The organism is Leptolyngbya sp. UWPOB_LEPTO1 (assembly GCF_017302695.1).
Taxonomy (GTDB): Bacteria; Cyanobacteriota; Cyanobacteriia; order Leptolyngbyales; family Leptolyngbyaceae; genus Leptolyngbya; species Leptolyngbya boryana.
This window is the reverse complement of sequence record NZ_JAFLCJ010000011.1, coordinates 62797-78228: the sequence shown is the minus strand read 5'-3', so window position 1 is coordinate 78228 and position 15432 is coordinate 62797. Positions and strand designations below refer to the sequence as shown.

Below are 15432 nucleotides of genomic sequence, written 5' to 3'. Positions count from 1 at the left end.
GTAAGTCTGCTCCTTTTTATTTTTAAATTTCCCTTCCCAAATTTCTAAAGACTACGATCACGAGAAAGAAGGGCGAAAATCGTTGCAAATTCTAAGCGAATTCGCACGTCATTTTTGTCGGCAATCTGAGACGAATTTGTGTCAAAAATCAGCGATGCCAGTGTAATATGAATTGGGCAAACTCACCGGGCACTAAATAATCTCAATTTAGTGGATTTGGGAGCGCTGATCAGATCGAATTGATGTCCACTGATTCGGATTTCGGGTTGATGACTAAGAAGAAAAAGATTGAGCCACTGACGGGGGAATCTCTGCTGAAGAAGGTGAAGGAACTCGACCATCTCAATAAAGAAGAAAAAGCGAAAGAATGCGGCTATTACACGGTGACGAAAAATGGAGTCGAACGTGTGAATATGATGAAATTCCTGAATGCATTAATCGATGCAGAAGGAATTCAATTAGATGGGAAACAGGCAACCAATGGACGAGGAGGTCGCAGTGCAAGTTACCGAATTAGTGTGCAGTCTAATGGTAATTTGTTAATTGGTGCAGCGTATACAAAACAAATGGAATTGCAGCCAGGAGATGAATTTGAAATCTCTTTGGGACGAAAGCATATTCATCTGAAACAACTCGATCGAGAAGAACTCAACGTGTAATTCTATGGAAAACATTGATTGGCAAACTGCTATTCCGGTGGGTCTAGCGATCGCGATTTTTCTAGGCGGGATGCTAATGATGTTTACAGGAGTTTGGACCAGCCGAAACCGATGAGACTCTACTTTTATAAAGTCTCATCTAGAGTTAATTCAATACGCCTACATTGGCAAGTTCAGCTTCGGTTGGACTTGTTTTTTTGGCGTGAGACAGATAAGGCGTTAACCGAACTCTCGTCAGTGCCAAATTACATGCCAATGTGATGCCTTCTTGCTCCAAAAGTCCCAGAATTTGATGCGGATTTTCGCGATCGATGACAGGAAGTTGATGCAATCCACGAGTCGCCATTCTATCTAATGCATCGGTTAATGGCTCATCTTTATAGGCATAAAGAATGTCGGTTGTACACACATCCGCGATCGTGCGATCGAGGGCTTGATCAAAATGATTCAGTTCGGTTTCCCAACGTGCGATCGCACGATTGATATCTTGCAAGGTGATAATGCCGATCAATTGGCGATCGAGATTAACCACTAATGCACTATGACAATGATTTTGAATCAATTGCAAACCTGCCTCTAAAAGTGGCATTGACTCTTCAACCTGTAGAAAGTTCGGATGCATTGCCTCTGCAACAGAAACATTTCTGAGCATTTCCTGCTTCTGTAAGCTCGTTGAAGTTGGGGCAGGATCACCTTTTGCTTCGATTTGCTGCAAGTTAGAAGGCTGTTCGGGATTCGATTTCAACAGATTCGCAAGCCAGACGCTCAATCCCACCGCTGCCATCAACGGTAAGACAATTCGATAGTCGCGGGTCATCTCAAACAGCAACAAAATCGAAGTTAAAGGCGCATTCACACTCGCCGCTAAAACTGCCGCCATCCCGACCATTGCATACGCAGGTGGTGCAGCAATGCTTCCTGCAAACATAGGGAAGACGAAAGGCAAAACTTTGCCATATGCCGCACCCAATGTCGCACCCAAAAACATCGCAGGCGCAAACATCCCCCCGATTAGCCCGCTCCCTAAACTGACCGCTGTCATGAGCAATTTCACAACTAATAATGTCATGAGCAGGAGTAACGAGAATTGCACATCTCGCAGCATCGCTTCAACGGTGTCATAGCCTACCCCTAAGATTTGCGGCAATTTTAGGGCTACTAATCCGACGCATAGACCGCCTAAAATCGGCTGCGCTTCCCGCGGAATTTTTGCCATCCAAACGGTTCCAGGAATTTTGCCCTGAAAGACATCACTTGCCCACTTTAAAGAAGTGGTGTAAGCGATCGACACAACACAAGCAAATAGCCCTAACCCTAGATAGAGCGGCAATTCTAGCGGACTGCGAACTTCATAAGCCGGCAGCGCAAATGCAGGTTGTCCTCCAAGTCCAATCTGAGCAATCAGCGCCGAAACGACCGCCGAAAGTAAGACAATACTTGCCGCAGACGTTTCAAACGTCGTCCCCAAGACCACCTCTAGCGCGAAGAATACGCCAGCGATCGGCGCATTAAATCCGGCTGCTAATCCGGCTGCTGCGCCTGCACCTAACAGTAATCGTTGGCGATCGCGCGATACTTTCAAACTCTGCCCCACTAACAACCCAAAATTCGCGCCGACTTCTACACTTGGACCTTCGGGTCCGAGAGATGCTCCAGTCCCCAACGAAACGGCTGCCGCTACTGTTTTGATAATGGGGCGAGTTGGCGACATTTCCTTGCCCGCTTGCACCGCCGCAATTAATCCTGAAATTCCTGGACTAAATTCTTTCGTAAGCCAGCGCATCAGCCCAACTAGAATTCCACCGAGCGTTGGAACACAAGCTAATGTCCAAGCCCCAAAATGCCCGATCGTTCCCATCAGGTCTTCTAGCGTCAGTCGGTGAAATAATTCAATCAAATAGCGGAACATCAATACGCCTAACCCCGCCCCACCACCGATCACAACGGCTAAGAGCAGCACGATCGTATCCGGATGAGGTTGAAGGCGATTCAGCAGACCATTGAAGCGAGATTGAGGAGCGATCGAAGAATCAGGCAGCAGAATTTTGGGCGGCGGAGTCGAGGGCACGGCAGGGGTTATCAATAATGATTAATTTTTATTTCTCATTCTCATTGTGATTGATCAAAGCCAGAGTAGACAAGTATTTTGCGAAATTCCGAAAGATTTCGACACAGGGCAAATTTTGCCCTTCCGAGAAGACGAAACTGCGAAAAAAATCGCTCTCATTTTTCCGCAATTTTGCTGAACGATCGCACTTTGCACGGAAGATCGCGGGTAAACTGGTATCAAAGGATCAAGTCTCAACCTATTACAAATATTATTTCTTAGCTATTTAAGTCTTGAAGCTATTTTTCGCTTGGATTGACTCGACTTTAAAAACGCGCCTTCCGAATGTTGTCATTTTGCTGGTTTTCTGCTGCCAATGAATGCTGATACCTTTGATCGCGGTTCTCATGCTTGCCCGGTTTGCCATCGTACAGGCAACTTTGTCTCAGTCAACTCTGTGAATGGATTACTGACCTGTCCGCATTGTCGATCGCGCCTTGTTGTAAGTATTAGCGGTCATTATGTTCGCGATCCCTTCAGCGTCAAAAAATTAAAGCCAAGTAGTCGGCAGTTGAGGAAGCAGAGCCGCCCGATTGCAAGAATCATGAGAGATTCAGGGCTTGCCAAACATTCTCCCTTGATCACAATTTTAAGCAGCTTGATTGTTGCAGGATTCTCGATCGCAGTTCTGAGTCAGCCTGGTGCACAGAAACTTCCCAATTGGGTACAGCAGACGATTTTGAAAAATACCGATCTGAAAAATTAAATATTACAAAACATTGCGAATTTATCGGGTTAATAAGTCCTTATACCTAGCTTGAAAGGTTCATCTTTACATTTCTTAATTAAGAAATGTAAAGAAAACTAGAGCACTAGCTCATAACTCTGTAACGGTTAGTAACAAAAAATTACCGATTTCTTATCAATTTGTGTCGTATATGTCCCGAAATGCGCTTTATGTATACGTTTTCTGGTAAAAACACAAATGTAGATTAAATACAGTTTGCGATCGCAAAGCCGAGCATGTAACTTTACAAACCGTTACATCTCTGCCTGAATCTGGGGTTGATCTGGATTAGGACGCTCACGTTCGCTTGTCGATTTAAGAAGAGAACACGCTAAAAGGAGTCTGACTGCATGTTCACCCACGTCAAGCCCACCGTTCGACACATTACGCCAGAGAACCTGGCAGGACGGTCATTGCTCAAGGTGGTCTATGTCGTGTTAGAGCCACAGTATCAAAGTGCGCTCTCCGCCGCCGTTCGATCAATTAATGCAAATCATCCCAAGGTCGCTGTTGAAATTAGTGGCTATCTGATTGAAGAACTCCGCAACCCGGAGAACTACGAAGCCTTTCAACGCGATGTTTCAGAAGCAAACATTTTCATTGCCTCGCTCATTTTCCTCGAAGATTTAGCGGAGAAAGTGGTTGCTGCCGTTGAGCCGCATCGCGATCGTTTAGACGCAGCAGTCGTCTTCCCGTCGATGCCGCAAGTGATGCGCCTAAACAAATTGGGTAGCTTCTCAATGGCTCAGTTGGGACAGTCAAAAAGCGCGATCGCGAACTTCATGAAGAAGCGCAAGGAAAATTCCGGCGCAGGCTTCCAAGACGCGATGCTGAAGTTACTCAATACTTTGCCCAAAGTGTTGAAGTACTTGCCGATGGATAAAGCCCAGGATGCTCGCAACTTTATGTTGAGTTTCCAATATTGGCTCGGCGGCAATTCAGACAACTTAGAAAACTTTCTGCTGATGTTGGCAGATAAGTATGTTTTCAAAGGCGAAATCGGTCATAACGTCGAATACCAAGACCCGCAGGTTTATCCGGATCTAGGAATTTGGCATCCGATGGCTCCTCACATGTTCGAGGATCTCAAAGAGTATCTCAACTGGTTTAGCTCTCGCAAAGATATTCCCGAAGATCTGCGCGACCCTCTCGCTCCAACGGTTGGGCTAGTGTTGCAAAGAACTCACCTGGTCACAGGGGATGACGCTCACTATGTCGCAATGGTTCAAGAATTTGAAGCGATGGGCGCACGGGTGATTCCAGTCTTTGCGGGTGGCTTGGATTTCTCGAAACCAGTTGATGCGTTTTTCTATGATCCGATTAATCCCGAAAACGCGATCGTTGACGTGGTTGTCTCTTTGACTGGATTTGCGCTAGTAGGTGGCCCCGCTCGTCAAGATCATCCCAAAGCGATCGAATCTTTGCGCCGCTTGAATCGTCCTTACATGGTGGCATTGCCGCTGGTCTTCCAAACAACCGAAGAGTGGCAAGATAGCGAACTCGGATTGCACCCGATTCAAGTTGCATTACAAATCGCATTGCCTGAGCTAGATGGTGCGATCGAGCCGATCATCGTGTCGGGTCGAGATGGAGCAACGGGTAAAGCGATCGCGCTTCAGGATCGAGTCGAAGCGATCGCACAACGCGCCTTGAAATGGGCAAATCTGCGTCGCAAACCTAAGCTGCATAAGCGTGTTGCAATTACAGTCTTCAGCTTCCCGCCGGATAAAGGTAACGTGGGAACCGCAGCTTACCTGGATGTCTTTGGCTCGATTTACAAAGCCATGGAAGCTTTGAAGCAAAACGGCTATGACGTTCAAGATTTGCCTGAATCAGGTGAAGCGTTGATGCTAGAAGTACTGCATGATGCTCGCGCCCAGTACAACAGCCCCGAACTGAACATTGCTTACAAGATGTCAGTTCCTGAATACGAGGAATTGACTCCCTATCATGAGCGCTTAATCCCGTCATGGGGACCAGCTCCTGGACATCTCAACACCGATGGACAAAATCTTTTGGTGTATGGGAAATCGTTTGGAAATGTCTTTATCGGAGTTCAGCCGACTTTCGGATATGAAGGTGATCCGATGCGGCTGTTGTTCTCGCGATCGGCAAGTCCACACCACGGATTCGCAGCGTACTACACCTATCTAGAGAAAATCTGGAAAGCAGACGCAGTCCTGCACTTTGGAACGCATGGATCGTTGGAATTTATGCCTGGTAAGCAAATTGGGATGTCCGATGAATGCTTCCCAGATAGCTTGATCGGCACCATTCCGAACCTTTACTACTACGCTGCCAATAATCCATCTGAGGCAACGATCGCAAAACGCCGCTCTTACGCTGAAACGATCAGTTACTTAACACCTCCGGCTGAGAATGCTGGACTATACAAAGGGCTGAAAGAACTGAGCGAATTAGTTGGCTCTTATCAAACCCTGAAAGACTCCGGTCGTGGGGTTCAGATCGTCGATACGATCATGGATAAAGCTCGGATTTGCAATCTCGATAAAGATATTGCGTTTCCTGACAATGCCAGCGAATTGAGCCAAGAAGAGCGAGATACGATCGTTGGAAAGGTCTACATCAAACTGATGGAGATTGAATCGCGGTTGTTACCTTGTGGACTGCACGTGATTGGTAAGCCACCCACGGCAGAAGAAGCGATCGCAACTTTAGTGAATATCGCAAGCCTCGATCGTCCTGAAGAGGAAATGCTGAGCTTGCCTCGGATTATTGCGAATAGCTTGAACCGCGACATTGACGAAGTCTTCCAAAACAGTGATTTGGGCGTGCTCAACGATGTTCAACTGTTGAATGATATCAACCAAGCCACTCGCAATGCTGTCGCAGCAATGGTGAATGCTCAGATCGACCAAGAAGGGCGCGTTTCTAAAACCTCGATGTTAGGCAACTTGTTTAACTTTGGAGGCAACAAGAAAGCACCTTGGATCGAAGCTTTGCATGAAGCAGGCTATCCGAATGTGGATCAAGAAGCGATCAAGCCGCTGATCGAGTTCTTGCAGTTCTGCTTGAAGCAAGTCGTTGCAGACAATGAATTGGGTGCATTGCTGACGGCATTAGAAGGGGAATACATTCTGCCAGGCCCCGGTGGTGATCCGATTCGGAACCCCGATGTATTGCCGACTGGAAAGAACATTCACGCACTTGATCCACAATCGATTCCGACTGCTGCTGCGGTGAAATCTGCGAAGATCGTCGTCGATCGCTTAATTGCTCGGCAATGTGCAGAGAATAACGGAGCTTACCCAGAAACGATCGCCTGCGTGCTCTGGGGAACTGACAACATCAAAACATACGGCGAATCGCTGGCTCAGATTCTCTGGATGGTTGGAGTTCGTCCGTTACCCGACTCCTTGGGACGGATTAATAAGCTGGATTTGATTCCTTTAGAAGAGTTAGGCAGACCTCGGATCGATGTCGTCGTCAACTGTTCCGGTGTATTCCGCGACTTGTTTATTAACCAAATGGCATTACTCGATCGAGCTGTGAAAATGGCTGCCGAAGCAGAAGAACCTTTGGAAATGAACTTTGTTCGCAAGCACGCGATGAAGCAAGCCGATGAGTTAGGCATTAACCTGCGCCAAGCGGCGACTCGTGTGTTCTCGAATGCTTCTGGTTCTTACTCGTCGAATATCAACTTAGCCGTTGAGAATGGTACGTGGGAGAACGAAGAGGAACTGCAAAACATGTACCTCTCTCGGAAAGGGTTTGCTTTCTCCTCAGACAATCCCGGCATGATGGAACAAAACGAAGCCGTTTTCCGCGCCTCGCTGAAGACTGCCGATGTTACCTTCCAAAACCTCGATTCTTCTGAGATCTCGCTCACCGACGTTTCGCACTACTACGACTCCGATCCGACCAAGATCGTGTCGAGCCTGCGCGATGACGGCAAGATGCCTTCTTCCTACATGGCAGACACGACCACGGCGAATGCTCAGATTCGGACACTTTCTGAAACCGTTCGTCTCGATGCTCGGACGAAGATGCTCAATCCGAAATGGTATGAGGGCATGTTGAGCCACGGGTATGAAGGCGTGCGGGAATTGTCGAAGCGATTGGTCAATACAATGGGCTGGTCAGCAACGGCAAACGCTGTAGATAACTGGGTTTACGAAGATACCAACACCACATTCTTCAAAGATGAGGAAATGTGTAAGCGATTGTTGGATCTCAATCCCAACTCGTTCCGTAAGATGGTCACGACCTTGCTCGAAGCAAATGGTCGAGGCTATTGGGAAACGAGCGAAGAAAACCTCGATCGACTCCGCGAACTCTATCAAGAAGTCGAAGACCGCATCGAAGGCGTTGAATAATCTCGCACTCAAATGAGTAAAAAGGCACGATCGATATCGATCGTGCCTTTTGCTTTTAACGGAATAAATTAAGTGCCGCAAGGTTTTTTTCCAAAATTCTCTGATGCAAAAGCTCAAGCCGATATTTTGGAAATCAAAAATTTACTGCCGGGCAAAAATCATCATGAAGCTGCAAACCCTGCTTCAACCATGAGACTGCTCAACTCAATACAAACTCTTGACCCTAAGTCGCTACAATGAAGGCTCAAGAAGAATGATGAATAGACCTATCGGAATACATGCAACCCACAGACCCAAGCAAATTTACAGATAAAGCCTGGGAAGCGATCGTACAGGCACAAGATGTCGTACGCCGCTATCGACACCAGAATTTAGAAGTTGAACATTTAATGATTAGCCTGCTAGAGCAAGAAGATGGGCTAGCAGCAAAAATTTTAACTAAAGTCGGAGTGGAAGCAACCCGCTTGTGGCAGCAGATCGACGAGTATGCCCGTCGCCAGCCCAAAGTCGGGAGTTCTGAACAGCTCTACCTGGGTCGTAATCTGGATGTCATGCTCGATCGGGCTGAAACCGCCCGTGTCGCGATGCAAGACGATTTTATTTCGATCGAGCATCTGATCAAATCCTTTGCAGATGATCCTCGCCTCGGCATGAAGCTATTTCGCAGCCTCAATGTCGATACCGCAAGGCTAGATACGGCAATTCGAGACGTTCGTGGTAGCCAAAAAGTGACCGATCAAGCCCCTGAATCCCGTTATTCCGCTTTAGAGAAATTCGGGATGGATCTGACCGAGCGCGCCAAAGCCGGAAAAATCGATCCAGTGATTGGGCGGGATGAAGAAATTCGTCGGGTTGTGCAAGTTCTGTCTCGCAGAACGAAAAATAATCCGGTCTTAATCGGAGAACCAGGCGTTGGGAAAACCGCGATCGCTGAAGGTCTTGCCCAACGAATTATCAATGGTGACGTTCCCGAATCGCTTAAAAATCGGAAATTAATCTCGCTCGACATGGGATCGCTGATTGCTGGTGCGAAGTATCGAGGCGAATTTGAAGATCGACTGCGAGCCGTCCTGAAAGAAGTCATTCAGTCCGATGGGCAAATCGTTCTCTTCATCGATGAGCTTCATACTGTGGTCGGAGCCGGGGCAGCAGGGCAAGGCAACATGGATGCTGGAAACTTGCTGAAGCCGATGCTAGCAAGAGGCGAGTTGCGCTGTATTGGAGCAACGACTTTAGATGAATATCGCAAATATATCGAGAAAGATGCGGCGCTAGAACGGCGATTCCAGCAGGTGATGATTGACCAGCCGACCGTTGAAGACACGATTTCGATCCTGCGCGGCTTAAAAGAGCGCTACGAAGTCCATCACGGGGTCAATATCACTGATTCAGCATTAGTGGCAGCGGCAACCTTATCGAGCCGATATATTAGCGATCGCTTTCTTCCCGATAAAGCGATCGATCTCGTTGACGAAGCTGCTGCAAAACTGCGGATGGAAATCACCTCCAAGCCGACCGAGCTAGAGCAAATCGAGCGTCGATTGAGACAGCTTGAAATGGAAAAGCTCTCGATCAAGAGCGAAGACAAAATCACAGGTTTAACCGGACTCAGCCGCAATTCTAAAGATCGCTTAGAACGGCTGGAACAAGAAATTGCAGAGCTTCAGCCCAAAAAAGACGCGCTCGATTCGCAATGGCAAAGTGAAAAACAAATTCTTGAAACGATTAAATCGCTCAAACAAGAAGAAGATCAACTGCGCGTGCAAATCGAGCAAGCTGAGCGCGCCTACGATCTCAATACCGCCGCACAGTTAAAATACGGTCGCCTAGAAGCCTTACAGCACGATCGAGAAAAACAAGAAGCACAACTCATCGAACTGCAAGCCGGAGGAAGTACGCTTCTGCGCGAACAAGTCACGGAAGCAGACATTGCTGAAATCGTAGCGCGATGGACAGGCATCCCCATTACTCGACTGCTCGAATCTGAACGGCAAAAACTTCTCAACTTGGAAGGGCATCTGCATGAGCGCGTAATCGGACAGCATGATGCAGTCGAAGCCGTTGCCGCCGCAATTCGTCGAGCGCGATCGGGAATGAAAGATCCCAGCCGTCCGATTGGATCATTCCTATTCATGGGACCAACCGGAGTCGGTAAAACAGAACTCGCGCGGGCATTGGCGCAATTTTTGTTTGACTCTGATGATGCGATCGTGCGCCTCGATATGTCGGAATACATGGAAAAGCATTCCGTCTCGCGTCTGGTCGGTGCGCCTCCTGGATATGTCGGCTATGACGAAGGCGGACAACTTTCAGAAGCGATTCGTCGCAAGCCTTACTCGGTTGTCTTGCTGGATGAAGTAGAGAAAGCCCACCCGGATGTGTTCAACATTCTGCTGCAAGTTCTCGACGATGGGCGAATTACCGATTCTCAAGGTCGCACTGTCGATTTTCGCAACGCAGTCATCGTCATGACGAGCAACATTGGTAGCGAACACATTCTCGATATCGCAGGCGATGAAGCCAAGTACGAGGAAATGCAGAAACGAGTCATGACGGCTCTCCGGAAACATTTCCGCCCTGAATTTCTCAACCGGATCGACGATACTATCCTGTTCCATCCATTGAGCCGAGCAGAATTAGGCGAGATCGTCAGACTGCAATTGCTCCGAATTCAAAGCATGTTGAGCGATCAGAAAATTACGTTGGAACTTTCGGCTGCAGCCCAGAAATATGTTGCCGATGTTGGATACGACCCAACTTACGGCGCACGTCCCCTGAAGCGAGCCATTCAACGCGAATTACAAAACCCGATTGCAACCAAACTGCTCGAAAACGCATTCGGCGAAGGAGATACGATCGTGATCGATCTCGTCGAAGGCAAGTTGAAATTTAGCAAGAAAGAGTTGGTTTCCAGTTCCCAAGCTGTGAGTACAGCTCCTGTGGCGGTGGCAGAAAGGCGGGAGTAGGGAGTAGGGGGTAGGAAGTGGGAGTAAATTTAATCTCGACTCAACTGTTTGGATCTTGGATCGTTCACCTACTCCCTACTCCCCACCTCTACGCGCCCAACTTTGCCTTCACGATCGCTTGCACCTTCTTCCCATCCGCCTTACCTTTCAACTGCTGCATCACTGGACCCATCACTTTGCCCATATCTTTCGGTGAAGACGCTCCGACATCCGCAATAATTTTCGCGATCGCACTTTCAATTTCCTCATCCGACATCTGCGCTGGGAGAAACGTCTCAATAATCGCCAATTCCTCTGCTTCTTTCTGAGCGAGATCCGGGCGATTCGCGTTTGTATATTGCTCGATCGAATCGCGCCGCTGTTTTGCAATCTGAGACAACGACTCGATCTCCTGCTCCTCAGTCAACTCCGTCTGACCCGAAGGACGAACACTCACCTCTTTTTCAAGCAGCACCTTTTTAATACTCCGCAACGTCTCCAAGCGCAATTTATCTTGAGCTTTCATCGCGGTTTTAATCTCATCGGTGATGCGATCTTTTAGGCTCATAACTGGCTAATCCTTGCATAACTAAAGCTCTAAGGATAGCTTAGTCCCTTTACTTCAACCTAGTCGTTCACCGCAAGAAATCGAATAGGGAGATAGACAGCAATCTGAACTTGGGTTCTCACCCATCTCCCCACGCCGTAAAATGAATGCAGTTGACTGCTGAAGCACATTTGTGAATTTAGAACAATGTCACTCCGCACAAAATGATGGTGCCCGTCTGCGATCGCGATCCTCGTAAATACACATTGCGAATTGCAAACAAATTTGGCAGAATAAGGTGCGATAAATACCCTTTTACTGACTCACTGATTTGGATCGATTCTTACTTGTGGTAACTTTTTCACCTAATTGGATGAAGTTCGATAGCAGCAACTGTCGGTACGCTATCAGTGGTTCGGTTTTAAACAAATATTTCGCAAATTCATCTACCATTTACGAATACTTTAGAACCACGAAATCTGAGACAACAGCTAGAAGTCTCAGTGATACTATTGCGTTGAATGCGTTCGAGGACTTGACGTGATCCATTCTGCAACATTGACTCCTCCCTCTGCTCTGCCTACGATTCCTGATAACCATCGTCTGCGGCTGCTTGCGGGATCATCTAACACTCCGCTATCCCTAGAGATTGCCCGCTACTTGGGAATGGATCTCAGCCCAATGGTGCGTAAATGCTTCGCTGACGGCGAACTTTACGTCCAGATTCAAGAGTCAATCCGAGGATGTGATGTTTATCTGATTCAGCCGACCTGTCGCCCAGTCAATGACAACTTGATGGAACTGCTGATTATGATTGATGCCTGTCGGCGCGCGTCGGCACGGCAAATCACAGCCGTTCTACCCTATTACGGTTATGCTCGAGCCGATCGTAAAACTGCCGGACGAGAATCAATTACGGCAAAACTTGCCGCGAACTTGATTACGCAAGCAGGTGCAAACCGAATTCTCGCGATGGATTTACATGCCGCGCAGATTCAAGGATATTTCGATATCCCAATGGATCATGTCTACGGTTCGCCGACTCTCGTTGATTACATCGCGAGTAAGCAGCTTGAAGATCTAGTCGTTGTTTCTCCAGACGTGGGAGGCGTTGCACGAGCACGGGCGTTGGCAAAACGACTCAATGATGCACCACTCGCAATTATTGATAAGCGTCGGCAAGCTCATAACATCGCAGAAGTGATGAATGTGATTGGAGATGTCCGCGGCAAGACTGCGGTTCTCGTCGATGACATGATTGATACAGCAGGCACAATCTTAGAAGGCGCAAAAATTCTTCGGAAAGAAGGTGCCCGTCAAGTTTATGCATGTGCAACTCATGCCGTTTTCTCGCCTCCTGCGATCGAGCGACTCTCAAGCGGCTTGCTTGAAGAAGTCATTGTGACGAACACTATCCCGATCGCAGAAGAAAATCGCTTTCCCCAGTTGACCATTCTTTCTGTGGCAAACGTGATTGGTGAGACGATTTGGCGGATTCACGAAGATAGTTCTGTCAGTAGTTTGTTTCGCTAATTAGCTTGCACAAAACCGCCGATATCGGCGGTTTTGTTTTTTAAAATGAAAGTGGGCAGTGTCTAACCTGCCCACGGAGAGGAAATGTCTCACAAGGATTTAATTTCTATCAGTTCGCGGCTGATGATATTTCCTACACTTGCTCAGTCCTTGATTCCTGAAACTTATGAGAAGTTTTGCCACTTTACTGACTGCCTGCATTGTTGCCGTTTGGATTGGCGCGATCGCGCTGATTGCTATTCAAAACGCAACCCCTGTCACCTTGAGATTTCTCACCTTGCAAACGATCGAAATCCCGTTTGGATTAGTGATTGCGTTCAGCGTCATGATTGGGATCATCGGCAGTGCGATCGCTCAACCGCTTCTCGGATTTTCTCTCTCACCCAGTGACGAAGATTAGAGCGCATACACTTGCCCGTCAATCAGCAGCCGAGTAATTCCCTTCGCTTGCAAGTGAGGGGCCGTTTTTTGCAGCACTCGGCTATCCGGCACTTTGATCACCCGTTGCGTCCGAATATTAGAAAATCGTTTCGCGACTCGGTGATTATCAAAGACGGGTAGCGTTTTTTCTTCGATCTCGTCCTTCGGAATTTGTCCCAATTCCGCAAATTCGCTCAATGGACGCGCGACGAGTTCCGCAGAGCGATCGACCACCAAATAACACGTCTTTGGAATGGCAGCTTCTGCGATCGGCAAAACCCGAATAAAGTCTGACGCACTCAGTTGAATCGAAGGCAAAATTGCTGGCTCGTCATCCTCGTCATCAAGGTCATCATCGAGACCATCGAGATCATCGAGATCGTCTTCTAAATCATCGTCATCCAGCATTCCGTCTGGGGTGGGCGTGAGATCTTCACCGACAATCGCTTCAACGGTGCTCGCTTCCGTTAATTCTGGCTCTGCTGCAACCGGAGTTGATTCTACTTCTTCAGGCTCGGAAGAGCGACGACGCGAGCGACGAACAGGCGCAGCCGGTTTCGACGGCTTTTCTTCAATCAGTTCTGGCTCGACCGTTTCTTCGGGTTCGAGCAAACTGCCTTGCACAGGAGTCTCATCGGGGGGAGTCGCTGGTTTCGATCCTCCACGAGATGCTGACCGTTTTTGCTGAATTAGACTGTCGTACTCCTCAGGCGACAACGTGCTTTTCAGAATACGGCTGATCGTTGTATTGCTGACTCCGTAACGCTCTGCCAACGTAAGCGTCGTTTCCCCGGATTGGCGATACAGTTCAATAATATGGCTCTTATCAGAATCAGACAGTCTGCTCATGCGAAACTTAGCGCACTTGCGGCGCGGCAATTACTCATCTATTCTATGCTGAAGCGATCGAGAAGGACGGGCAAATCCGAATTTTGCATTGGGAAACCAATGGCATTGATCGGGTTGCGACTTCGCTCACAAAGATTCTATGTATCTGTATTCCCCGAAGGGTAGGGCAAAAAAAAAGGAGAAGCAAGTTGCTTCTCCTTTTTTTGCTCTAAGCTCTTCTCCGGGAGCTACTCCGCCTCGATCGACTCAGATCAAACTCTAGCGCTGCGCCAATTCCAAAGAGCACGCCGCTAAATGTCCAGAAGATTTCGACTAACGCTCCACTCTGATAGTTTTCGAGTTGAGTGGTTGCGTACTTAAACCACATATCTGCGATATAAAGCGAAAATGCCGCTGCTGCAATCATTCGCCACGACTGCGAGAACCGTCCACCCCAGAAAGCAAGCAGCAACGTTGTCGCAATGATCAGAATGAACACATCCGCTAAAACGTAGAAGTAATCGAGAAAAGGTTTGAGCGGTTCGAGCTGGGTTTCAATCAGGACAACCCAAGCTGGAGCAGACTCTTCTGCGGGTTGTTCTTGCTTAGATTCAGTGGGCGCAGCCGTTGGTTTCGGAGCAGCCGGAGTCGCATTGACCACAGGAGAAGGCTTCGGAGCAGGAGCAATCGTGGCTCTTGGAGCAGGTTTTGTAGGAGCGATTTGTGCCGGAGCGATTTGTGCCGGAGCCGTTTGTGCCGGAGCCGTTTGTGCAATTGCAGGTTCACCCAAGAAAGACTGCGTTGGCAATTTTGCATTCGTTGCTAGAGTCAGCCAAGTTGCAAAAGCGATACTGATTGCTGCAATTAATCCAACAATTGCCCATTGCCAGAGATCCAAATTCAATCGGCGATCGGCAAACGCCATAATCATGCCCCACGACAAAAAGATATAAGTGGGAACAAAAAAGAAATCTCCAGGAGAAACCGCTGCCTCTCGTCCCAAATAAGTCTCCCAGAAGGTAAATAGAATCGTTCCAATGCCGTAAAACAGCATTCCTAAGCCAATCCCCAACCAAACGCGGCGACCACTCACGATTTGAGGGCTGTTCCAGTTCCTAAAACACAACATCGCCGCTGTGAAAAATGCCACAGCTTCAAACATTGAAGTGCCATAGGAATACCAATCCGGGCGACTTTGACCTGGATCTGGCACACTAAACAGTAAGGAGAACAGCAGGGCAAGGACTGCTAAAAGAATCTCTGAAAAGACGATCGCTTGAACAGAGAGAGTTTTCGAGGAAGATTTACTAGCTGAACTACTCATAAGGA

General features: G+C 48.0%; 10 protein-coding genes. 6 read left to right on the top strand and 4 right to left on the bottom strand.

The genetic code is table 11. The features are described from left to right. Positions 1 to 269: 269 nt before the first annotated feature. Positions 270 to 659: an AbrB family transcriptional regulator gene (locus tag J0L70_RS17275; RefSeq protein ID WP_026148493.1), complete on the top strand. Its 390-nt coding sequence runs from the start codon at positions 270 to 272 to the stop codon at positions 657 to 659. 145 nt (positions 660 to 804) lie between these two features. Here the strand turns inward: J0L70_RS17275 and J0L70_RS17270 are convergent, their stop codons facing one another. Then, the gene (locus J0L70_RS17270) at positions 805 to 2727 is read right to left on the bottom strand and encodes a chloride channel protein (RefSeq protein WP_017287036.1); all 1923 of its coding nucleotides are present in this window, start codon (positions 2725 to 2727) and stop codon (positions 805 to 807) included. Positions 2728 to 3082: 355 nt separating this feature from the next. On the opposite strand from J0L70_RS17270, the gene J0L70_RS17265 reads away from it, so the two are divergent. From J0L70_RS17265 to clpB, 3 genes are all read left to right on the top strand, one after another. Further along, positions 3083 to 3472, top strand: a complete 390-nt coding sequence (locus J0L70_RS17265; RefSeq protein WP_017287038.1) for a hypothetical protein — start codon at positions 3083 to 3085, stop codon at positions 3470 to 3472. A 371-nt stretch (positions 3473 to 3843) separates the two neighbouring features. Then, positions 3844 to 7830 carry a magnesium chelatase subunit H gene (locus tag J0L70_RS17260; protein ID WP_017287039.1) on the top strand — a complete coding sequence of 1329 codons (3987 nt, stop codon included), beginning with the start codon at positions 3844 to 3846 and terminating at the stop codon, positions 7828 to 7830. 278 nt (positions 7831 to 8108) lie between these two features. Then, a complete protein-coding gene (clpB, locus tag J0L70_RS17255) occupies positions 8109 to 10796 on the top strand; it encodes an ATP-dependent chaperone ClpB (RefSeq protein ID WP_287455358.1) in 2688 nt (895 codons plus the stop codon). A gap of 88 nt (positions 10797 to 10884) precedes the next feature. Here clpB and J0L70_RS17250 read toward each other — a convergent pair whose 3' ends face one another. Then, a complete protein-coding gene (locus J0L70_RS17250) occupies positions 10885 to 11343 on the bottom strand; it encodes a GatB/YqeY domain-containing protein (RefSeq protein ID WP_190647370.1) in 459 nt (152 codons plus the stop codon). Between the two features lie 519 nt (positions 11344 to 11862). On the opposite strand from J0L70_RS17250, the gene J0L70_RS17245 reads away from it, so the two are divergent. Together J0L70_RS17245 and J0L70_RS17240 are read left to right on the top strand one after the other, a co-directional pair. Continuing rightward, positions 11863 to 12855 carry a ribose-phosphate pyrophosphokinase gene (locus J0L70_RS17245; RefSeq protein WP_017287043.1) on the top strand — a complete coding sequence of 331 codons (993 nt, stop codon included), beginning with the start codon at positions 11863 to 11865 and terminating at the stop codon, positions 12853 to 12855. A 166-nt stretch (positions 12856 to 13021) separates the two neighbouring features. Continuing rightward, the gene (locus tag J0L70_RS17240) at positions 13022 to 13255 is read left to right on the top strand and encodes a LapA family protein (RefSeq protein WP_190647366.1); all 234 of its coding nucleotides are present in this window, start codon (positions 13022 to 13024) and stop codon (positions 13253 to 13255) included. Here J0L70_RS17240 and J0L70_RS17235 read toward each other — a convergent pair. Beyond that, positions 13252 to 14124 carry a transposase gene (locus J0L70_RS17235; RefSeq protein WP_190647364.1) on the bottom strand — a complete coding sequence of 291 codons (873 nt, stop codon included), beginning with the start codon at positions 14122 to 14124 and terminating at the stop codon, positions 13252 to 13254. The genes J0L70_RS17240 and J0L70_RS17235 overlap by 4 nt on opposite strands. Before the next feature lie 208 nt (positions 14125 to 14332). After that, complete coding sequence (locus J0L70_RS17230; protein ID WP_268241922.1) at positions 14333 to 15427, bottom strand: hypothetical protein; 1095 nt, start codon at positions 15425 to 15427, stop codon at positions 14333 to 14335. Positions 15428 to 15432: the final 5 nt, after the last annotated feature.